The sequence below is a fragment of the Neorhizobium sp. JUb45 genome, assembly GCF_004343585.1.
Taxonomy (GTDB): domain Bacteria; phylum Pseudomonadota; class Alphaproteobacteria; order Rhizobiales; family Rhizobiaceae; genus Neorhizobium.
In genome coordinates this window covers 42,562-62,570 of sequence record NZ_SLYW01000009.1, presented here as the reverse complement: position 1 = coordinate 62,570, position 20,009 = coordinate 42,562, and the positions used below count along the sequence as shown (strand labels likewise).

29 protein-coding genes and 1 pseudogene are annotated in these 20,009 nt (G+C 56.9%); 10 read left to right on the top strand and 20 right to left on the bottom strand.

Features of this window, described 5'->3' with window-relative positions; all coding sequences use genetic code 11:
- Positions 1-21 precede the first annotated feature (21 nt).
- Positions 22-1,068 (bottom strand): LacI family DNA-binding transcriptional regulator, encoded by a 1,047-nt coding sequence (locus tag EDF70_RS24535; RefSeq protein WP_132279035.1) that lies wholly within the window; start codon positions 1,066-1,068, stop codon positions 22-24.
- Between the two features lie 380 nt (positions 1,069-1,448).
- Between EDF70_RS24535 and EDF70_RS24530 the strand changes: the two genes are divergently transcribed.
- The gene (locus EDF70_RS24530; RefSeq protein WP_132279032.1) at positions 1,449-1,685 is read left to right on the top strand and encodes a hypothetical protein; all 237 of its coding nucleotides are present in this window, start codon (positions 1,449-1,451) and stop codon (positions 1,683-1,685) included.
- A 300-nt stretch (positions 1,686-1,985) separates the two neighbouring features.
- Here EDF70_RS24530 and EDF70_RS24525 read toward each other — a convergent pair whose 3' ends face one another.
- From EDF70_RS24525 to EDF70_RS24515, 3 genes are all read right to left on the bottom strand, one after another.
- The gene (locus EDF70_RS24525) at positions 1,986-3,269 is read right to left on the bottom strand and encodes a sensor domain-containing diguanylate cyclase (protein ID WP_132279029.1); all 1,284 of its coding nucleotides are present in this window, start codon (positions 3,267-3,269) and stop codon (positions 1,986-1,988) included.
- Between the two features lie 101 nt (positions 3,270-3,370).
- Positions 3,371-3,748, bottom strand: coding sequence for a DUF982 domain-containing protein (locus EDF70_RS24520; protein ID WP_245519331.1), 378 nt, complete (start codon positions 3,746-3,748; stop codon positions 3,371-3,373).
- A gap of 70 nt (positions 3,749-3,818) precedes the next feature.
- A complete protein-coding gene (locus tag EDF70_RS24515; protein WP_132279026.1) occupies positions 3,819-4,286 on the bottom strand; it encodes an Hsp20 family protein in 468 nt (155 codons plus the stop codon).
- 456 nt (positions 4,287-4,742) lie between these two features.
- Here EDF70_RS24515 and EDF70_RS24505 point away from each other — a divergent pair, with 456 nt between their 5' ends.
- Positions 4,743-4,988, top strand: a complete 246-nt coding sequence (locus tag EDF70_RS24505; protein ID WP_132279023.1) for a hypothetical protein — start codon at positions 4,743-4,745, stop codon at positions 4,986-4,988.
- 448 nt (positions 4,989-5,436) lie between these two features.
- On the top strand, positions 5,437-5,820 hold the full coding sequence (locus EDF70_RS24495; protein WP_132279017.1) for a response regulator: 384 nt from the start codon (positions 5,437-5,439) through the stop codon (positions 5,818-5,820).
- Positions 5,821-6,326: 506 nt separating this feature from the next.
- Here EDF70_RS24495 and EDF70_RS24490 read toward each other — a convergent pair.
- A complete protein-coding gene (locus tag EDF70_RS24490; protein WP_132279014.1) occupies positions 6,327-6,875 on the bottom strand; it encodes a hypothetical protein in 549 nt (182 codons plus the stop codon).
- A gap of 298 nt (positions 6,876-7,173) precedes the next feature.
- Complete coding sequence (locus tag EDF70_RS24485) at positions 7,174-8,385, bottom strand: MFS transporter (RefSeq protein WP_245519330.1); 1,212 nt, start codon at positions 8,383-8,385, stop codon at positions 7,174-7,176.
- Positions 8,386-8,553: 168 nt separating this feature from the next.
- Between EDF70_RS24485 and EDF70_RS24480 the strand changes: the two genes are divergently transcribed.
- A complete protein-coding gene (locus EDF70_RS24480; protein WP_207908315.1) occupies positions 8,554-9,105 on the top strand; it encodes a TetR/AcrR family transcriptional regulator in 552 nt (183 codons plus the stop codon).
- Positions 9,106-9,359: 254 nt separating this feature from the next.
- Here the strand turns inward: EDF70_RS24480 and EDF70_RS30425 are convergent, their stop codons facing one another.
- The 7 genes from EDF70_RS30425 to EDF70_RS30415 all read right to left on the bottom strand — a co-directional run bounded on the left by EDF70_RS30425 (position 9,360) and on the right by EDF70_RS30415 (position 12,357).
- The gene (locus EDF70_RS30425) at positions 9,360-9,803 is read right to left on the bottom strand and encodes a sensor histidine kinase (RefSeq protein WP_245519329.1); all 444 of its coding nucleotides are present in this window, start codon (positions 9,801-9,803) and stop codon (positions 9,360-9,362) included.
- Positions 9,803-10,189, bottom strand: a complete 387-nt coding sequence (locus EDF70_RS30420; protein WP_245519328.1) for a PAS domain S-box protein — start codon at positions 10,187-10,189, stop codon at positions 9,803-9,805. The genes EDF70_RS30425 and EDF70_RS30420 overlap by 1 nt, the downstream gene beginning before the upstream one ends.
- Before the next feature lie 140 nt (positions 10,190-10,329).
- Complete coding sequence (locus tag EDF70_RS24465; RefSeq protein WP_132279008.1) at positions 10,330-10,605, bottom strand: hypothetical protein; 276 nt, start codon at positions 10,603-10,605, stop codon at positions 10,330-10,332.
- Between the two features lie 96 nt (positions 10,606-10,701).
- Positions 10,702-11,082 (bottom strand): DUF6481 family protein, encoded by a 381-nt coding sequence (locus tag EDF70_RS24460; protein WP_132279005.1) that lies wholly within the window; start codon positions 11,080-11,082, stop codon positions 10,702-10,704.
- Positions 11,083-11,113: 31 nt separating this feature from the next.
- A complete protein-coding gene (locus EDF70_RS24455; protein ID WP_132279002.1) occupies positions 11,114-11,338 on the bottom strand; it encodes a hypothetical protein in 225 nt (74 codons plus the stop codon).
- A 124-nt stretch (positions 11,339-11,462) separates the two neighbouring features.
- Positions 11,463-11,672: a cold-shock protein gene (locus EDF70_RS24450; protein ID WP_056540424.1), complete on the bottom strand. Its 210-nt coding sequence runs from the start codon at positions 11,670-11,672 to the stop codon at positions 11,463-11,465.
- Between the two features lie 478 nt (positions 11,673-12,150).
- The gene (locus tag EDF70_RS30415; protein WP_132278999.1) at positions 12,151-12,357 is read right to left on the bottom strand and encodes a hypothetical protein; all 207 of its coding nucleotides are present in this window, start codon (positions 12,355-12,357) and stop codon (positions 12,151-12,153) included.
- Between EDF70_RS30415 and EDF70_RS30410 the strand changes: the two are divergent.
- The 3 genes and pseudogenes from EDF70_RS30410 to EDF70_RS24435 form a co-directional block, all read left to right on the top strand.
- A pseudogene (locus EDF70_RS30410) lies at positions 12,355-12,496 on the top strand (amidase); the annotation flags it as partial. The gene EDF70_RS30415 and the pseudogene EDF70_RS30410 sit on opposite strands and share 3 nt — an antisense overlap.
- 243 nt (positions 12,497-12,739) lie before the next feature.
- Positions 12,740-13,057, top strand: a complete 318-nt coding sequence (locus tag EDF70_RS24440; protein ID WP_132278996.1) for a hypothetical protein — start codon at positions 12,740-12,742, stop codon at positions 13,055-13,057.
- A 61-nt stretch (positions 13,058-13,118) separates the two neighbouring features.
- Positions 13,119-13,436 carry a metalloregulator ArsR/SmtB family transcription factor gene (locus tag EDF70_RS24435; RefSeq protein ID WP_132278993.1) on the top strand — a complete coding sequence of 106 codons (318 nt, stop codon included), beginning with the start codon at positions 13,119-13,121 and terminating at the stop codon, positions 13,434-13,436.
- A gap of 57 nt (positions 13,437-13,493) precedes the next feature.
- Here the strand turns inward: EDF70_RS24435 and EDF70_RS24430 are convergent, their stop codons facing one another.
- Positions 13,494-13,685, bottom strand: coding sequence for a CsbD family protein (locus EDF70_RS24430; RefSeq protein ID WP_132278990.1), 192 nt, complete (start codon positions 13,683-13,685; stop codon positions 13,494-13,496).
- Positions 13,686-13,846: 161 nt separating this feature from the next.
- On the opposite strand from EDF70_RS24430, the gene EDF70_RS24425 reads away from it, so the two are divergent.
- The gene (locus EDF70_RS24425) at positions 13,847-14,044 is read left to right on the top strand and encodes a hypothetical protein (RefSeq protein ID WP_132278987.1); all 198 of its coding nucleotides are present in this window, start codon (positions 13,847-13,849) and stop codon (positions 14,042-14,044) included.
- A gap of 6 nt (positions 14,045-14,050) precedes the next feature.
- Here EDF70_RS24425 and EDF70_RS24420 read toward each other — a convergent pair whose 3' ends face one another.
- On the bottom strand, positions 14,051-14,434 hold the full coding sequence (locus EDF70_RS24420) for a response regulator (protein ID WP_132279315.1): 384 nt from the start codon (positions 14,432-14,434) through the stop codon (positions 14,051-14,053).
- Positions 14,435-14,624: 190 nt separating this feature from the next.
- On the opposite strand from EDF70_RS24420, the gene EDF70_RS24415 reads away from it, so the two are divergent.
- Positions 14,625-15,221, top strand: a complete 597-nt coding sequence (locus EDF70_RS24415; protein WP_132278984.1) for a hypothetical protein — start codon at positions 14,625-14,627, stop codon at positions 15,219-15,221.
- Between the two features lie 106 nt (positions 15,222-15,327).
- Here the strand turns inward: EDF70_RS24415 and EDF70_RS24410 are convergent, their stop codons facing one another.
- The 4 genes from EDF70_RS24410 to EDF70_RS24395 are packed head-to-tail and all read right to left on the bottom strand — an operon-like array spanning position 15,328 to position 17,810.
- A complete protein-coding gene (locus EDF70_RS24410) occupies positions 15,328-15,726 on the bottom strand; it encodes a nuclear transport factor 2 family protein (protein WP_132279312.1) in 399 nt (132 codons plus the stop codon).
- A gap of 5 nt (positions 15,727-15,731) precedes the next feature.
- Positions 15,732-16,628, bottom strand: coding sequence for an MBL fold metallo-hydrolase (locus EDF70_RS24405; protein ID WP_207908314.1), 897 nt, complete (start codon positions 16,626-16,628; stop codon positions 15,732-15,734).
- A gap of 54 nt (positions 16,629-16,682) precedes the next feature.
- Positions 16,683-17,093 (bottom strand): heme-binding protein, encoded by a 411-nt coding sequence (locus EDF70_RS24400; RefSeq protein WP_245519326.1) that lies wholly within the window; start codon positions 17,091-17,093, stop codon positions 16,683-16,685.
- 36 nt (positions 17,094-17,129) lie between these two features.
- On the bottom strand, positions 17,130-17,810 hold the full coding sequence (locus tag EDF70_RS24395) for a DsbA family protein (protein ID WP_132278978.1): 681 nt from the start codon (positions 17,808-17,810) through the stop codon (positions 17,130-17,132).
- A 108-nt stretch (positions 17,811-17,918) separates the two neighbouring features.
- On the opposite strand from EDF70_RS24395, the gene EDF70_RS24390 reads away from it, so the two are divergent.
- Entirely contained in the window at positions 17,919-18,818 is a 900-nt protein-coding gene (locus EDF70_RS24390) for a LysR family transcriptional regulator (protein WP_132279306.1), read from the top strand.
- A gap of 237 nt (positions 18,819-19,055) precedes the next feature.
- Here EDF70_RS24390 and EDF70_RS24385 read toward each other — a convergent pair whose 3' ends face one another.
- Positions 19,056-19,943 carry a LysR family transcriptional regulator gene (locus EDF70_RS24385; protein ID WP_132278975.1) on the bottom strand — a complete coding sequence of 296 codons (888 nt, stop codon included), beginning with the start codon at positions 19,941-19,943 and terminating at the stop codon, positions 19,056-19,058.
- Positions 19,944-20,009 lie beyond the last annotated feature (66 nt).

Sequence of the window (20,009 nt, the reverse complement as noted above, 5' to 3'; positions counted from 1 at the left end):
TCACGTCATTACATCCGTTCTCTATTGGCGTTTCTTCGCTGGACCCGAAGGACAGGGTCCCAGTGTTTCGCCCTCGACGGGCCCACAAGTCAGGAGGATCTGGCTGCCGGCGCTGCCGGTCTCGATCCGGTTAACCAGCATCGCCGTTGCCTGCCGTCCCATTTCCTCACGCGGGATTTCGTAGGAGGTGAAACGCACCGGGCTGCGGCCGGCGCGGATATGGCTTCCAAGCACGACCATTGAGAAATCCCGCGGCACGGAAAGCCCGCGCTCGCGCGCTTCAGCCTCGACTCTCACCGCATCCGCCAACTCGATGAAGAAAGCGGCCGTCGCACCGCTCGACACGATCCCGTCGACGATCTCACCGGCCGGCCGGTTGACGGCATCGACATGCAGGGCAAGCTCCGGCCCCTCACCCATCGCGGAACCGAAACCGCGCCAGCGATCGGCAATGGATTCCGCCGGTCCTTCCGGACCGACATAGGCAAGCATCGAGTGGCCGAGCGAAACGGCCTTTTCGACGAGTTTCCGGGTGCCGGCCGCATAGTCGCCGCCGACATAGGGAACCGGCCCGCCGGCATCGTCGCGACGGCCGATCGCCACGAACGGGTAATCCTCCGCCACCAGCCGGGCGAGTTCCTTGCGGTCGAATTCGCGGCCGAGCACGAGGCAGCCGTCGGCGATGCGGAGCCGGTTGTTCTCGGAGAATATCTTGCGGTTATTGCCGACACCGGCGCTCGTCAGAAGCAGGAGATCGTAGTTCTGCTGCTGCGCCTCCTCCTCGATACCGAGCAGGAAGGGCGTGAAGAAGTCGGCCTGCGCGCTCGGAAAAGCCGGCTCGTAGGTGAAGACGCCGAGGATGCGGTTCAGCCCCTTGGCCATCCGCCTCGCGATCGGGTCGGCGACATAACCGGTCGTGCGGATGACGCCTTGGACGCGCTCGCGGGTCTCGGCAGGGATACGTGCCAACGCGGTAGGCGCGCCGTTGAGCACAAGCGAAACCGTAGCCTGGCTGACGCCGGCAAGTTTAGCGATATCGTTCTGAGTTAGTCGCTTGTGGCCGGTCACGTGATGCCCTCCCAAACATCCGAGAATGCGCTAATACGTATTAGCAGCTAATGCGCATTAGCACAACAACCGTGCGGTCTGTCAAGAGGTGATTGTGAAAGATCTAATTGCCTCGCCTGCAGCGAAAGTTATGAAGGGAAAGGAATAAGCCTGCTATTTCGTGAGCAGGATTCTGGTTCGTCTTCTTTGCTGGACCGCGTTGTGCGTGGGCGCGGCCGCGCCAATATCGGCCGGTTATTACGGTCTTGATGAGTATCGAACCCGCGACACCTTGATTACTGCCTCGCCGAGACGGCGAGCTCGGTCTTCGTTTCCTTCCGTATTGCAACCTCGTCGGCAAAACATATTATCGGCCACGAACCAACAGTTTTAGTGACCCAATGAACCAGCACCAGCCGCTATCCGAACGCTCAGAACTCTCCGGCCGCTACACTGAAGGCGGGATTACAGTGAATGTGGAAATTTTCCGTCCTTCAGGTAGTGATGATTGGCGGATGGAGGTCACCAGCCTAGAAGACCAGGTCACTGACTGGAATGAATCTTTCGCTTTCGCTCATGAGGCTTGGGAAGAATTCATCTACGTCGTCAATACGGAGGGTGTCGCGGTCTTCCTCTAGACCGTTTCAACATCGGCGGAGATGCAAATTGGCGATCGATAGCGACAGACGGCGGACGATCTTCGACCAGGTTCGCGATAAAGCGATTGCGCGGGGAATGCCCATCGATGATGACCCATAGTTCCTGGGATGGGTCGAGCTCTGGATCGACGGCGAATATGACATTTCTGAGCTGAGGTCTCGATACAACGACCTCACAGTCCGTCGAGCACAACGAGCGCGGTCTGTCCCTGTCGCATTGGAACCGACCGTCACTGATGCAGAACAGATCGATATCCCTAGTTTCGATACTGATCCCATTTATCCCAGTGGCCGGGATTCCGACTGAAACCTGACGGCGTCTTTTCCGGCCGCCTTAGCTTCGTACAGAAGCGCATCGGCCTCTTTCAGGAGCTCCGTCACTTCACGCTTTTCGCCCGTCCAGATCCCACCGATGCTTACGCGCACATCGGCGGTTCCATCGTCGATCGGAAGAGGCTCCCTCATCCGCTCGAGAATGCGTTCAGCAGCGGCCTGGCCTGCAGATCGATCACCGGCGACGACCACGACAAATTCATCCCCGCCCGTGCGCGCCACTAGGTCTCGGTCTCTGACGGCTGACGTCAGGCGCGTAGCGGTCGTTTGCAGGACAATATCTCCCACCGCATGGCCGTGAGCATCGTTCACCTGCTTGAAGCCATCGAGGTCCAGCGCGAGAATGGCAAAGCCATCCGCAGATTTTAGAGTTGCGAACTCGATCGACAACCCGCGCCGGTTCAACAGCCCGGTCAGGGCATCCGTGCGCGCTGTCTCTTCCAGCGTCTCGATCCGGCGCCGCTCTTCGGTAAAATCAATCGCCATTCCGGCAATTTTGATCGGCCGGCCATCTCCGTCGCGCAGAAGCCGTCGATCACAGCGCATCCAGCGTTCGCCGTAAACAGTATCGAGACGATACTCGGCAACATTCTGATCGAGCTTTCCGGCAATCAGCGGCGTCAGATCGGCCTGGGCGCCGTCATTTACGTTGACCCGGTTGATGTAGCGCTCAAGGTCGAGCCGCGCCGCCGTCGGCCCACCGATAAACTGCGCCAGCCGATCTGACGTCTCGAACTTGCCTGTCAAAATATCCATCTGCCAGAAGCCCCCACGCACGGCTTCAAGCGCCAGCTCAAGCTGCGCTGCGCGCTCGGCGAGCTGACGCTCGTGTTCCTTGTGGTGGGTGATGTCCTCGATCTGCGAGATGAAGCGTACGACCTTACCGGCACGATCGCGCATCGCAGCGATGTGGATCAGGACGTTCACGATCTCTCCGAAAGGCCGCAGGTAGCGCTTTTCGATCGTGTATCCGTCCCGCCTCCCCTCCAATACCTGCTGAAACAGGATTAGGTCTGCTTCGATATCGTCCGGGTAGGTAAAATCCCTGAAATGCGTCCCAAGCACCTTATCAAGAGGAAGCGATAACAGCTTGGCAAAGGCGGCGTTGCCGCGAATGATGCGGCCCTCAAGGTCTACGAGAGCGATACCTATAGGAGCGCTCTCGAAGGCGAAGTCGAAAAGCGCCAGGCGGGTTTCGGGATCATCGGCCGTGTAGGGTTCCGCTACCATCTTTCCTCCAAAGACAAGAGCCTCACCGCGTTAGGTGTGCTTTAGAGGACGATAATCAAGGTGCCGGTTTAGTGCCGGCACCCATAAGCTAGACCGGCGATTTACAGTCCGCCGAGCTTGGCGTGTCTGTCGAGCCGCAGATGCGCCGGTACATCTTCGAGTTCGGCAAGCCTGCCATTCTGTTTCAGAAATACGCAAAAGTTCTCGCGGACCGCGTTGATCGGCCAGCGACCGTTTGCGGCCTCGCGACAATATCTAATGAGCGTCTCATAGGCGAGGTTGCGCTTCTCCTGCGGCCACTCGTCTAGGAAATCGAACACGTCATCCAGCCCGGTGATTTCCTGCACGAAATACCGGCGCTGCGCATAGATTGGTTTGTCGAACAGAGCGAGTAACGTTGGAACCTCCTTCTTTGCTCTGCATGTAAGGGGAAAGCCGGCCCTGCTGAGGCCGGCCATGCTATGGATGATACGAGACATTCTAGTCGTACGTTACCCGATCACCACCTGAGGACTATCTCGCGAATGCCCCCAATTTCCGGGTTCTTGCTCAGGCAACCTGACGGTCAGTTTCCAACCGAAGCGGCTCGCTAGACGATGCAACGCCGATCTCTATCTTGCGTGGCTTCATCGCTTCCGGCACCTCGCGTTTCAAGCTAATCGTCAGCAGGCCGTGCCGGAGATCGGCGCCTTCGACTCTGACGTGATCAGCGAGTTCGAATTTCCGCTCGAACGAACGACCAGCAATGCCGCGGTGGAGATATTCGCCCTGGGGCTCTTCGGCTTTGCCGCCTTTGACGAAAAGGACATTGCGCTCCTGGGTGATATCCAGATCGCCGTCGCCGAAGCCGGCTACAGCCATCGTGATGCGATAGTCGTCCTCACCGGTCTTTACGATGTCATAGGCGGGCCAGGTATCGATTGCATTCAGGCGCTGCGTATTGTTCAACAGGTTGAACACACGGTCGAAGCCAATGCTTGAGCGGTACAGCGGGGCGAAATCCAGTTCAGTTCTCATAACCATATCCTCCGTAAAGCAACATGGAAGGAAGCGGTCTACCCGCTTCCCCGGTCAACCGACCCCCTCATTGGGCCGTCGGCGCCGATTGATTTGGTTTCTCAGATTTCTCCGTTCAAGAGCCCGTGCAGAAATTTTTCGAGTGAATTATTGGCATCTTGTTCGTCGCGAAAGCCATCCTATTTCGATGTCCAATCCTCGACTTGGGAGCATCGAGATGGACGATTTAGCGAGCGACCTATTTTCGGATTCTGACATGGAAATTCTGCCGCCAGAGCATGTCACCGAGTGCGAAACGTCTGTCTGCGCTTGTTGTTGTCGCCAGCGCCTGCGCTCCATGATGGACGAAGATGGCTGCGGCATTTGCGATGAGTGTCTAGCGCCTTGACCTGCCAATAGGAAACCATTGTTGAAACTCCATCGCCCAACGGGACCTTTTTCGGAAAGGAAATGAACATGGCTGCTATCGCCGATTGGCTAGATGATCGAGTACCGGAAATCATTCGCTCACCAGGCTTGCATGATGACAAGGCCGATTTCCGCGACCAGGCGAAAGTTTTGGTAGAGAGTGCTGGAGCCGAAGGTTTCACCGTTGCCGAAATCAAGGGGGCTTGTGGCGGTGACGTGGAGCGATATCTCCTCGACCAGCAGAACGCGATGACCCATGTGAACCGGCAGCAGAGACTGACGGAAGATGACTAAGTAAGCCGGCCAGAGCCCGCGGTCTGGCAAACGGAAGTGGTCGGGGCGACGTTCGTGCGCCGTTAGGAGAAGTCTCAATGCCCGGAACCTTTGTGTCTATCTATGTCCTAGCATTCGATCTCGATGAGCGCGGACAGCCCCTTAGAGCTTTCGATCCGCGCCCTGCGGCGACCGAAGAGGCAGCCATAGAGGAAGCCCGAGATTTAGCTGAGCGGCATGCCGGCGTGGTCGTTTGGAAGCGAGAGGGCGATCCAGTCGTTGGAGAGGAAGGTGAACCTGAAATCGTCTTCCAGTCTGGGAGGTTAGGCGACTTCTCTTAGCAAGCCGGACTTGGGCTTTTCAGTAAATCTTATCGCTGAGACTGATAGGATTGACAGGGGCTGAACCGCGCACCCTGGACGAAAGGAGGAGTCCTAGGAACTGAACCACCTTCGGCGGGTTGTGAAGCATGGATAAACAAACATTCGCTGGATTACCTCACCCGATCGCTCTCGTCGTCGATGATGAGCCGCTCATACTGATGGATACGGCGGATATGGTGAGCGAGGCCGGCTACCACGTTATCGAGGCCCGCACGGCCGATGAGGCCCTCGCCCTCCTAAAACAACACAATACCTTGAAGCTGATTGTCACGGATGTGCAGATGCCCGGCCGCCTCAACGGGATCGAGCTGGCCAATTACGTCGGCGAACACTGGCCAGATATCTCGATCATCGTCGCCTCTGGCGCTGTCATACCCGAAGAAGGCGCTCTTCCGACACGCGCTCGTTTCCTCAACAAACCGATCAATCAAGAACTTGTTTTGACGACGATCAGAGAATTGTGCGATTAAGTTGATGATATCAGGATTCGGACAGCAAGCGGCTCCCTGTCCGTTTCGATAATTGCCAGTGAACCGTCGAGACCGGACAGGATTATTGCCGCACGAGTTTCAAGCTGACATCGACGCCATCGCGGATATTCCCGCGGTATCTTCGGTCTTTGACGTCATTCGCAGGACTAATCGTGGGCTGCAAGTCAGATCTAGGGGCGCCGCGAGCGCACCACAGGCCGAGGGCAGAGTAACGGCTCCGGCTGGATGTCATCTCGGCGGTTCAGTAATGCTGCCTTTAGTGTCGACAATCCCTGTGTCGTCGGTCATCCACAGCTTAGTGCCGTAAACGACGACGCACATTGCAAGGCAGATCGATGCGAGAATTGCGGCAGCTCGAGAATGGTTGTTTTCCATACGCAGTGATATGGGTACGAGTGGGCCGCTGTACCACCGCAGCGTTGGAGCAGGTCTTGGTGTTCACTGCAAAACGGGCTTTATTCCGCGTCGATACCACAATCAAACACCTAATCTTTCGGCGAACGAAGTAAGCAGAACTCCTCGCCACGGAAGCGGAGTGCAACATAGCTGCACTGATTCATATGCTCGATGAGGCATGCTTGCTCTGGCGCTGACATTTCCATCATCGTGCAGCGCTCGTCCGCACATGCCTGACTGTAAAATTGACCGGTGGGAACATGCGCAACGAAAAGTGCCGTCTCCGGCCCCTTCGGGTCGATTTTTTCATATGCTGCGGTCAACCTCTCAAAAGTTGCACGATCCTGCCCCACAGGATTGAGGTCGATACCCATTTCGCCGACCTCGCCGACCACTGTCATGTAACGCGCATGCTCAGACTCGGAACAAACAAGTCGATCAGCCTTTGCAGGAACCGAACACGTGAAGATGATGGCACTGGCAATAATCGTTAAATTCCGCATGACCAATTTCGGGCTATGCTTGTCACCGAGCAAATCCCTACTGCCCTTCCCTAGTTCTGTCGCCACAAAAAACTTCATTACAGCAAACCCGTTCTCTGGCTTTTCGAAGACGTAGGGTAAAGCATTTTTCAGCACCCGCAACGTACCGCAGCTTATGTAGTCGGGGCTCCAACTCCCGGGAACCGAGGAACAATGTTAGCTTCGACACCCGTGCGCAAAAACTCACTTCGGATATGGGTCCCCTTCGCCATGGCTGAGGACGCCGGAGATCGCCTGGACCAGAACGGAATGGATTTTAAGCTCTTGAACCGATACGAACCGCTGACCCGTTGTTACTACGCGCCAATGGGAGACATGGCTCCGCATTTCGGTCGCGGTCGTGTTTCGGCCCCATCGCCGCAACGACAGGACCGATGATTGTCTTCGTGAGGCGTCAGTGTCCCCCCACCTTTACGTTGGAGCTACGTGCACCTGGCGTAAATCCGCGCACCCGTCCGGACCAAACGATCAGAAGGGCAATGACGAGCAGAACGGTCAGCGCCCAGGGAAACGCCGTGGGTCCATACGCATCCAAAAGAATACCGCCCATGATTCCGCCACCTGCGATGGCGCCATTCCAGGCGACGACGTTCATCGACAGTGCAACGTCTGCACCATTACCCGCGGTGTCTGCCAGGGCGGTTTGCAAGAGCGTTGCGGCGCCGCCGAATGTCAGGCCCCAAATGGCAACGCCACCATATATCACCCAAGGCGACATCGAAACGATCCCGAAAAGCAGGGATACCAGTCCGAAGGCGGCTAGACTGGTCAGCACGGTTGCTCGCAGGTGACGGTCGACCAGCTTTCCCGCCATCCAGATGCCGACGAGCGCAGCCAATCCAAAGACCAGGAGAACAAGGTCGACCCGATCCTGCATCCCAGCCGACTCAACGAATGGTGCGATGTAGGTGTAGAGAATGTTGTGAGCGAGCATCCATGCAACGACGACGGAAAGGACCGGTCGAACGCCGGGGGTTGAAAATACCCGAAGCAGAGGCAGTCGATCGCCCTTCTTCTGGCCTGGATAATCCGGCACTTTCATCACGACCCAGCCGATCAGGACCAATGTCAATATCGACATGATCCAGAAGGCAGTTCGCCAGCCGACTTGCGCACCAAGCCACGTCCCCATGGGTACGCCGAGCGACAGCGCGATCGGCGTGCCTACCATAGCGATCGCCATCGCCTTCCCCTGTTGATGTGAAGGGACCATGCGTCGCGCATAGCCCGCTAATAGGCTCCAGGCCAGACCAGCTGCAACGCCGGCAAAGAAACGTGCGACCAAGGTAAGCGTATAATTGGACGAAATCGCTGTAACAGAGTTGAAGATCAGAAACCCAAAGATGGTGGACAGCAGAACTGTCCTGCGCCGCCAACTGCTTGTGGCAATGGTCAAAGGTATCGCCGCTAGCAGCGAACCGAGGGCGTAGACAGTCACCATCTGGCCAGCGAGGGATGGAGAAACGCCCAACCCCTCAGTGATCTGCGGCAGCAGCCCCGCGGGAAGCGTCTCTGTGAGAATGCAGATAAAGCCAGTCATCGCCAGTGCGAGTAGGCCAGCAACGGGCAATCGTTCGGTATCGTTTTGATGTTCGGCAGTTTTCATTGAGTTCATGCACCTCTATATATGGATCGAGCGGTCCACATATCTGCGCCAAATACGCTTGGCAACACATTCTGGATCGAATAGTACAGAATAAGTTTACGGAGGCACGATATGGCTCGAACTGGGCGGCCCAGGGCGTTTGACAGGGAGAAGGCACTGGATGCCGCGATGATCCTATTCTGGGAGCAGGGCTATGAACCGACCTCTCTCAATCAACTGAAAGCCGCGATGGGAGACATTTCTCCGGCAAGTTTTTATGCGGCCTTCGGGTCTAAGGAAGCCCTCTTCGACGAGGTCGTCCTGCGCTATCAGTCCTCCTACGGGCGCGTAACCGCGAGCCTGAAGGATGAGGCACTGCCACCACGCGAGGCTATCGAGACGGCTCTGAGGCTTTCAGCAAAGATGCAAACCGACAAGACGCACCCGCCGGGATGCTTGATGATCCTCGGGGCCAGCAACTGCACGCCCGACAATCGCCACGTAGATAATGTGCTCGCAGCGGATCGGATGCGAAATCGTACGGGCATCGAAACCTGCATCAGGCGTGCAGTCGATGCAGGAGAGCTTGTCAGCACCACGAATGTACGTGGGTTGGCGACCCTGTTTCATACCTTTCTGATGGGTATCGCATTTGAAGCACGGGACGGTGCTGATGGCGGCGATATCAACGAAGCTGTGACAGCACTGATGCAGATATGGGATCTGCACATGGCGACGTGAGAGTAGCCTGGGCAAAGGGGCGATACGGGATGACTGCTTCGGGGCGACTGCAAACCAATTGTGTTTAGATAAGCTCTTGAAAGGGTTCGAACCCACGATCCTCTTATTTGAATAGAGCTAACGCGCTGAAATTCCACAGCGGGGACCATCGTTTGGCAAAGCTGTCAGGTGTGAAGCCTCGGACGCGCTCGTGGTCGGTGATACGCCATACGATATCCAGGCGGCAAAGGCGTGTGGAATAGGCGCCATTGCTCTCAGATCTGGCGGATTTCGTGACGATGCCCTGCACGATGCAGGGGCTCTCTGCATATGTCGCCGCCCTCTTCGCCCATCAGTCCCCATGTGACGGATATTCCGCCCACATCCGTGACCCCAAAGCGCATCGCATTCATGATCAGTTCCAGGAAGGCCATGCCAAGATTAAGGACAGCGTTGGCGTCAAGGACGATCTCAGGGCCTTGAATCTGGACCGGCAGTAGCGCCTCAAAGGGTTTTAGTTGATGCGCCACGAGATCGGCAAGCCTCACCCCCGCCCAATCGACCTGCGACAGCAGATCGTGTGAATGAGAAAGCGCCATGATACTTTCGCGGAGCCGCTTCTCGAAATCTTCGATTGAACGGGAGCGTGTCGCCGTCTGCCGGATAACGGCAAGGACGATGACATACTGATTTTTGATGCGATGATTGATTTCGCGCATCAAAAGGCGGAGCCGGCGATCGCTTTCGCGTGTCTCCGAGATGTCCCGCTCGATGCACCGACAAGGGTCCCAGTCCTACTTTTGATTGGGGAAATAGTGATCGAGATCGGGACTATCCGGCCGTCTTGGTGGCGGCGCGTCGTCTGGAACGGTTCAATGCGCTCCCCCAGTTTCAGCCGGCGCAGGATGTCCGCCTCCGCTTCCCGTTTGTCGTCCGGTATGAGCAGATAGATCGGCTTTCCGACCACCTCGGTTGCCGCATAGCCGAACATGCGCTCGGCGGCTTTATTCCAGCTGACGATCGTCCCGGAAAGATCCTTACTTATGATCGCATCGAAGGAGGACTCGACGATGGCTGCAAGGCGTTCTGCGATGTGTTCATCCATGCCCGACCGCTTGGCTTCCTGCTGCTTACTTCGGTGTGATCTAGGCAGCAGCCTGACAGATCAACCTCGCAAACCAAAAGAAGTTTAGGCACGGTATCTCTTACTCAGAGATTAGCGGCTCGTATGACCGCCAATCGTAATCAGGCACGGTCGTAGGTAAATGAAGTCAGCAAGGTCGTCACGAAATTGCTAGCCCTTTCCTTGACCAGCACCTCCGTCCACTCGTCAGTGCCGCGAAGCCTCAGATCCGTGTAAATGCTGTCCACTGCGGCTTCTTCGATCCGCTTGATATGCTTGTTAAATGACGCCTCACCGCCGGCATGATACATGTCTCTAATGACCATGCGCAGGATTTCCTGAATCGCAATTTGCCAGGACGTGTTGATTGCCTGTATTTCATTCGTATCGAGTGCCATGTTTGGCTCCTTAGAAATGAGTAAGTTCGGGCATGACGGTGTCGCGCCCTGATCTATTCCACGGACCCATCCAATTGAAGGGCTGGCGCCTGACTCTTAGGCCTGCCGTGATTTGCGGGCGGCGTAACGTCTGTCTCGTTCAGCCTTGCGAGCGGCCTCATCTTGAACGACCCGCGATATCCGCGCATTCTCGGCCGAATGTCGTGCCTCGATCTCGGCTACGGCGGCTGCCTCCATGGCCGCATGCTCTTGAGCCGCAGAGGTCTCGACCCGAGTGCGCTCCTCATGCTTTAGTCGTTCCCTTTCCGCACGGCGCGCCTCGCGCGCGTCAACAAGGGAGATGCGCTCAGCCTGTCTGCTGGCTTGTGACGGCTCGGCCGCCGTCTTTGCTGCTCGGTAGGCCGTGAGAAGAGATGCCTTGGCCTCCGCAGCAGCGGAGCGTCGGTCGGTAAGTTCGTTGTTTCTGGCGTGTCTCAAATGTTTATCCTGGTATTCGTGTTTGGGATGGTCAGCCGGCATTGGATCGTTTGGCAAGCAGCGCGGATGTTGCAGACGTCTGGTCGGCTTGCTCCTTAGCGAGCCGCGCTTCGCGCAGCCTGACAGTTTTGGCATCGCGCGCCTGAGCCACGGATTGGAGCTCTTCCGCCGCGTTGTTCTTGGCGAAGAACTCGGTCTGAAGACTGCCGAAGGCGGTCTCGGCCTGCTGGCGAGATTTACTATATGTCTCTGTCATTGAGTGTCCTCAATCTTGGCTGTGAGGCCAAAACGAAAAAGGCCAGGCGAACTGCCTGGCCTCAAACTGATAATTGCTTCCGGCGATGCCAGTACATCCGTGGTCAAAGGGAAGCAGATATCTATTAAGCGTTCTGCAGATTGCAGGCCGACATCTTGCCCGACTTGTTGTCGCGCTCGAGATCGTAGCCAATCTTCTGGCCTTCGACGATTTCGCGCATGCCAGCGCGCTCGACAGCAGAAATATGCACGAAGGCGTCAGCGCCGCCATTGTCAGGCTGGATAAAGCCGAAGCCCTTGGTGGAATTAAACCATTTTACTGTGCCAGTGGTCATGATGAACCCTTTCAAAGCATAGAGTAAGGAACCGCGAGGCTCGTGCCGCGCAGATGAAAACCGAATATTTTTGAAAGGGAAGTTCGCTTAAAGCGCGGTGCCAATCGCGCGGTAGACAAAGCTCGGCAAGCAAAAGATCGATTACCTGTTATTAGGGGAATGATAGCCAAAGGTCAACGTTTAGTTTTGAAATATCCGCAGGCTTGATCCTCTGGTTGTAATTTCTCGAGCACAATCGGCGAATTGCCACGACCCGTAGTGGCGATGCAGCCAACCCGCGTCACATGCAAGGAAGCCACTCCGCTCAAAGTGCTTGAGAGGGTACTGACCGCCCTGATCGAACCAGACTATGGGACAATTTTGTCGGTCTGCTTCGTCACGGACGTCGTACTCAACGCCAGGCGAGTGGACAGACTGGGCCGCTCGAACCGAGAAATGATCTGCCAGTTCGACGACCCAGCCCGCCGCATCGAGATTGCTACGAAGGACCCTGCCGATCGAGTTCTTTAAGCGCAGACTGGATCTCGTCGATTACGACAGGCTCATTCGTTCCGGGCAACTTACGACGAGCCGGTTTCGAATCGACCGCGTAGAAATCGGACGCCCACGCGGCCAGGATCGCGCGTTTGTCGTCCTGCGAAAGTGAGGGCGCGAACACGACATCGTGCGGTCGCCGGAGCCGCATGGGTGCGTGCCGATGAGCGGCATCTGGCCACGCGCACCGCGTCGCTTCTGGCACGTTGGCCGAATGGCTCGGACGGTTCGCGATTTCGCTCTAGCCTTCGCAGCTTGCAGGAGCCGATGGACAGGACGCTTTCGTTACCGGCCTCCTGCGAAGCAAGCCTGACCGAGCCGATGAACCGTGTCGTGTTCACCGATATTATATCGACAGTTTGCCTGGTGTGGCTGGCGGGCGTCGGCGGCCTTTTCTACAGTCTCGTCCACTCCTAACTTCCTATGGTCACGAGCTCTTCAGGCGAAACTAAAAATAGATGCAAATACACCATCTCAACTTTTAGTTTTATGGTTGCTCTCGACTTATGGCGATATGAGCCCATATCGCATTCATGGAAAACAATCAGACCGACGACATTCACAAGCAGATGGAAAAGCTTCGCACGGCAATGCCTATCTGGGGCGTCGAAGCCAACGACCTGATTGAGCTGGCAGGCAATGCAGAGCGTGCTGCAACCCCCGTAGATGAGAGGGTCTTGCAACGTGCGCGCGGCCTGCTAGAAACTTTCACCGGATGGCACAATACCCTTCTCTTCTGGGAAGAGCAGGACGCGGCGCCCGCAATGAGCGCCGACATACGCGTTATCCGGGGCTCATTGGACGCAATGCGCAATGAGGTCGATATCGCGACCGCCAAGTTCCGTCTGTAATGCCGCGTCACCGTGGACGGCGCGCCGTTAAAAATGCGCGTTACTGTCCCCAAGGTCATTCATGTTGAAGTCGGATCCGGACGAAGCGAGCCTGGAAAAAGCCAGTGCCCTGCTCGTGGCAATGTCGAACGCCAAACGGATTGAGATCCTGGTGCTGATTACCCAGCAGGAGGTCGTTGTTGGAGCTCTCGCGAAGGCGGTCGGGATTCGCCAATCAGCTTTGTCGCAACATCTGGCGAAGCTGCGCAGCGAGGGTCTAGTGACAACCCGCAGAGATGCCCAGACGATCTATTATTCCAGCCAATCAGAAGAAGTGATGGGCCTATTGAAGGTTCTTGAAGAGATATTTGCCTTGCCCCAGACCCTGCGTTCATTCTGATCTGCCGTTTTGGCCCGCCACTTTCAGCAACGGGCCTCTACACGGACAGCGAGGCGATCACGCCCGATCGACGATATTCTTGACGGTGTCCTTGGCCTTACCCTTGGCCTGCTGGGCATCGCCCTTGGCTTCCTGAGCCAGGCCTTCGGCCTGCATCTCCTTGTTATCGATCACCTTGCCAATACCCTGCTTGGCTTTGCCAGCGAGTTCGTTGGCCATTCCCGACACTTTGTCAGCGGTGCTACCCATCAGAAGTCTCCATCACGCAGCGAGATTTCTTGCGGCCGCGACAACGGACATCTGGGCAAAGTCGTTCCCCAGCTGGAGATCACATCCTGTTGTCCGGCAAATTGACCCACCATGCAGCTAACAGCTCATGGGTGCGTTGCAGGCCATCATGAGTAACGCCAATGCCAACATTCAAAGTCAGCTGCACGATCGCGGTTGAAGCCGATGACCCGAAAGAAGCGGCCATAAAAGTCGTCGGCCAGGTCCGTCGCGACCCTCCGGCGACCTATGACATCGAGGGACAGGACGGTTATCGTTTCCACTTCCAATTGACCGAAGAGCAGTTGGAGGACGCGATCATTCGCATCTGGTACGGATGACTGCGCTCAAATGGCCGCCACCATATACCTGAGAGTAGCTGTGACGGCTTCAAGGTCGTACGGTTTGGAAAAGAAGACCGCTCGTGGCGGCAGCTCGTCGTCACGGTGGCGCTTAAGGCCCGAGACGATGATGATTTCAATGGGCGGCCAGCGATCGCGCACCGCTGCGGCGAGTTTCATGCCATCCATGCCGCCTGGCATGTCGATATCCGTGAATACAATGCGGATGTCGGTACGCGCTTCCAGGATGCCAATGGCTTCATCCGCGTTTGCAGCCTCGACGACATCGAAACCAGCTTCCTGAATAAACTCGACCGCGAGAAACCGTATCAACGGCTCATCCTCAACCACAAGGACGACGGCCTTATCAGTTGGTTGATGCTGCCCCATCGAAATTGCCTTTATGCCTAAACACCATTCCTGTTCAATTCCATCAGCCAAACCTAGCACCTCCGGCATCGTTCCGAGGATTTCCTGCTCAAGCTGCTTGATGGGTTCTAGGTCATCTGGCCTTAGTGACAAGAGCCAAAACGCTGTCAGAACCGGAGACATCCGGCTCATCGCCAACATCTTCGTGGTAATGTCTTCTCTCGTATTTGGCCTGATGATTAACTCCGCAAAGAATACCTATGAGAACATCGACACCAGCCTCCACGCCTTTGCGACGAACATCATCCTGCTGGACAGGTCATTAAAAACTTACGGTCTTGCTGGTAACGAAGCTCGTGGCAAACTCCAAGAGTTTCTGGAGTATGCGATTTCCAATCCTGCGAGAGCCGATCTGTCGCAGCCAGACGCGGCAGGACGCGCGCTCGATGCGGTTGGCAACGTGCTTCTATCGATGGCCGCGTCAGATCAGTTTCACAGCGATCTTCTCGTGGATATCCGCCAGCAGTATCACCGACTGGTAGAGCAGAGATGTGGGATCGTCGAAAACGCTGAAGGCGCGATACCAAGGCCGTTGATCGCTCTGGTGGCTGCGTGGCTCACACTCACCTTTGCCAGTTTTGGCTACCGGGCGCCTGCAAACTTAGTCGTGGTCACATCGTTTGTTGTTGGTGCCGGCCTGATCGCAACAGCGTTCTATCTGGTCCTGGATATGGACATCCCTTTCCACAGCACGATCCAGATTTCGGATGCTCCCCTAAGACGTGCCCTTTCAGAAGTCAGGCTTTAGGCCCGCACGCAATCCTTAGATTCCGCATTGCTTGTGCGTAAAACGATCGGAAACCTGACATCGAATCCCGTAAGGAAACCATGTCAGGTTATTCACGGTCATAATCCTATTCTGCAGCACTCAGCGCCTGCATCACCATATGGCTGTCGACATATTGGACCATGGTGCCGATCTTACCGTTTCGGACCTCATAGAGATGAGCGAAGTGCGCCGTCATCGACTTGCCCGTCGCCTTGTAGGTGCCGGAGTAGACACCGAACGCCGCGACGCGATCGCCATCCTCCATGAATGTGTGGACCTTGGCACTGTAGCCGATCCACTCCGTGCCGAGCCTGTGGAAGACCCCAGCGACAATAGCGTCTGGGCCAATATAGGTGCCGGCATATGGAAAGCCTTCGGCTTCCGTCCATGTCGCATCGGGTGCCAGGGCCGCAGCTAAGTTGCGGCCGTTGTCTTCCGATGAGCCTTCATAGGTGGCCCTGACAAGATCGAGATTGGCACCCATGGCGATCAGCCCCACTTCATTTCGCCGGTGGCGACCTTGGAGCCGATGTCAAGGGCGACACCCATGCCAAGGCCCGGGAAGCGTGCTTCCATCGCGACCTTGAGCGAGGCGGAGTCCTTATGCTTGGCCAGTTCTTCGTCGAATGCCTTCAGGTAGGCAATGGTATGCTCGACGCCTGAAAGATCGGTCTTGGCGTCGGGCACCATGTGTCCAGCCACGACAACAGCCGGCTTGCGCGCCGCGATCTTTTCGAGATTTGCGACCCAAGCGGCCCTCAGTTCGGCACTGTTGGTGTCCGCCGTCCAGACGTGCACGCCGTTGAAGATCATCACGCCGCCGAACACGGCATTCAGGGATGGAACGAACAGATAACGCCGGTTGGCGAGGCCTTCTGCTTCGACGATTTCGATCGCTTCGCCGTCAACGGTCAGTGTCTTTTCATCAAAGACTTCCGGCATCACAACGTCGGCCAACGCCAGCGGGCCATTTTCCTTGAGCTGCGGTCCCCAAACGGCGAGCTTCTTCTCAACGCTGGCCTTGATTGCATCGACCGTGGCCGAGGCAGCGATCACCTTAGCGTCGGGGAAAGCAGCCTTGATCGGACCGAGGCTGAAGTAATAATCCGGGTCGGATTGGCTGATATAGATGCTGGTCAGTGTCTTGCCCGTTGCCTTGATCGCCTCGGCCACGGCCTTGCCATCGGGAAGCGTGAAGCCGCCGTCGATCAGCACGGCTTCCGTGGCGCCGGAGATTAGAACAGGTGCGCGGAAGAAGCCATTCTGCCCAGCGGGGAAATGTTTCCAGGTGAGGCTTCCGGCGGCGTGGCCGAGATCAGCGGGGGCGAATACGGCGGTGACGCCAGCGGCGAGAGTGGTTTTCATGATGGTTCTCCTCGTGAACATGATTTTCTCCTGGTTTAGGGTTTTGGGAAAGGGTGTTGGATCATCCGCCTCGTCTCAAGGCTGCCGATCCTTCGCTCCAGCATTGGCAACCGCGCCATCGTCGGCAGGCATGCCAGCGCTGGCACCAATGGCGCCGATGACCTTGTCATCGACAATGATCGGCACACCGCCTTCGAGGGAGAATGCACCTGACACGGCAAGCAGGTTGTTTTGGTTTCGATTGACGATCATGTCCTCGATCGCCTTGGTCGGCGTCTTAATGCAGTTTGCCGCCTTGGCCTTGCCGATCGCGGCATCGATCGTGCCAATGCCGGCCTGATCCGAGCGCTCCAGGTAGGCAAGGTTGCTGCCGGAATCGACGACGGCGGCAGCTACAGCCTGTTTGGTACGCTTAAGTGTGATCGGCGCGCCATAGGGCGGCATGCTCTGGACAAACGCTTGGCATCGACACGGTAAGAGGGACATGGGTCATTCGTTCCATCGTCATGATCGTTTCCTCCCTCAGGTTTTGTTCTGGCGGATATTGAGGGGCCGGGAGCTGCCGATGGCGGAAAGCCTGGCCACAAGATCGGCGGCACTGCCGAACAGTTCATGTGCCTTGACCAGAGCGCGACGCTGTCCGTCATCGACAATCAGCGCTGGCACGCCACCGGCCTCGAACTCCCGCATGAGCAACCGGGCCCGCTCGATGCGCTTGCGATTTGCCGCGAGCAGTTCCGCATCCGGTGTTGCAAGGCGGTCCGAAGCGGCCTTAAGGCCGGCATGCTCCAGAATTGCGCGCAGCTCCGGCAGATCGGTAATGTTGAGACCGGAATCATAACGCGCTTCTTGAATGAGCTTGAGCGCATCGATTTCGCGAGAAGGCTCTGTCAGAGAAACGGCTGTGACTGCCAGCGTCGCTGGGCCAGAGTCCAGCATTCCACCGCCGCCTAGCACCTGCACGTGATAATCTTCGGTGAACCGCTGCCCCGTTAAGCTCGCGATGCGAACATCGTTGGACCAGGCAAAGGCGGCAAATTGTTCATCCACCGGCCGCGTGCCCGTCCCCGAGAACAGTCCCGTCGGCGCCAGTGTGACGATGAGGTTTGGAAGCGCAGCGAGTTGTGCGAGCAATGGCGACGCGCCATAGCACCAACCGCAGAGGGGATCAAATAAGTAGGTGATGTGGGCCTTGTCGCTCATGTCTTGCTCCTTATGAAGTTATAGATGGCATGAGAGGATTGAAGCGAGAAGTCCGTCGAACGCGACAGAATGTATGCTAAAAGCAAACAATCAATAGGGAGCGTGTGCGTGCAGGAATCGACCAATCTCAATCGGCTGGCCTATTTCGTCGCTGTCGTCGATGCGGGTTCGTTTACGCGCGCAGCCGAATATCTCGGCATCACCAAGGCTGTCGTCAGCCAGCAGGTGGCAAAACTTGAAGAAGAAGTCGGCACCACGCTATTGATGCGCACGACACGACGTCTCCAGCCGACCGAGGCGGGGCGAATGTTTCACCTTCGCTGCGTCTTTGTCTTGCGCGAGGCCGAGGATGCCTTGAGAGAATTGGCTCAAGCCCGGACAGAGCCAAAGGGTCTGCTGAGGATCACGGCACCGTACGACTATGGCACCTCGGTGGTCGTTCCCCTGATGACCGCCTTCACTGCCCGCTATGCGGAATGCAAGGTCGAGTTGAGCCTCAGCGACAGAATGGTCGATCTCGTCGCTGACAATATGGATCTTGCCATTCGCGTCGGCTGGCTGGCTGATTCAAGCTTGCAGGCACGTCGGATCGGCACGTTTCGCCAATATTTGGTAAGCCCGCCCCATCTCGCGAGCAAGGTCGCCGAACTTAATGGACCGAGCGATTTGCCATCGCTTCCCTTCGTCGCCAACAATGCGCTCAAAGAACCCTTGGAATGGACGTTTACCCGCAAGGAAAGAGGCGAGACGCGCACCGTGCGTTTCAGGTCCGACATCGCGATAAACACAACGCCAGCGGTCATGGAGGCAGTGAGGCAAGGCGGCGGGCTGTCGGTCCTGCCGGATTTTCTGGCGGCCAATGACATAGCGAGCGGACGCCTGGTTCATGTCCTGCCGGACTGGCATCTGCCCTCAGGCGGTGTCTACACGGTATACCCGGCAGCCCGCTTCAGACCGCCCAAAGTCTCAGCATTCGTGGATATGTTGACCGCAAGACTGAAGGGATAAGGATGTTCTACTGATGGACGCATTCGCCGGTTTGGAGGTCAACACCCGCGCCATCCAATCGCAAGCGGTTTGAAATCCTGATGCCCAGGCTCTGCATGGCGGCCACGGGCGATTCGAGGGGAAGAACAACTTCGCCTTGATGGGATCGGAACCATCGACGCCCTTACCGAAACACGGAAGTCGTTGACAGATCTGGAATGTCGAACCTAAAAGCATCCATCGCCGTGGGCTGCGGAATCATACACGTAGCGCCTCCACAACGACCTTGAAGGCCGGCGAATTCTGCCGTCTGCTTGGATAATAGAGGTAATAGCCCGAAAACAGCGGCGTCCAGTCATCCAGGACCTGCACCAAATGTCCCGAGGCAAGCTGCGGTTCAACGAGATCCTCAGGTACATATGCGATCCCATAGTGGTTTACGGCTGCATCGATCATAGCGTACGAGGTGTTGAACGTCAGTTGTCCCTCGACACGAACCCGGAGCTCTCGACCATCCTTTTCAAATTCCCAGGCGTAGAGGCCCCCGGCACTGGACTGCCGGTGGTTGATGCAGTTGTGACCCACGAGCTCCTGGGGTGTCACCGGGGTGGAGTTGGATGCGAAATATCCGGGTGACCCGACAGCGACCAGACGCCAGTCACGACCGATCCGGACTGCTATCATGTCCTTGTCCAGGCTTTCGCCAAGCCGCACTCCAGCATCGAACTTTTCCTCCACGATATTATTGAGACCGTTGTCGGTGATGAGTTCGACCTTGATATCGGGGTAGTCCCTGAGAACCGATCGCAGTTTTGGCCAGACGAAACGCTCCAGTGCGAAATCCGAGAGGGTTATCCGAACCAGGCCGGATGGCTTGTCCCGGATTGCCATCAACTCGTCGATCTCGGTTTCGAGCTCTTCGATACGCGGTGCCAATGAGCGGATCAGCCTCTCGCCCGCCTCCGTCGGAACGACACTGCGGGTGGTGCGCGTCAAAAGGCGCAGCCCCATCCGGGCTTCGAGCTTCTTGATCGTATGGCTGATGGTTGATTGCGACGTCCCGAGTTTCGCGGCCGCTTTGGTGAAACTCCGCTCCTCAGCCACTGCCAGGAACCAGAGCATGTCGTTGAGATCTTCCCGCTTCATGGTTACCTCCAAGCGTCATTGATTGATGTCATAGACCGATAAGTCCAAGCGAATTGCAATGACTAA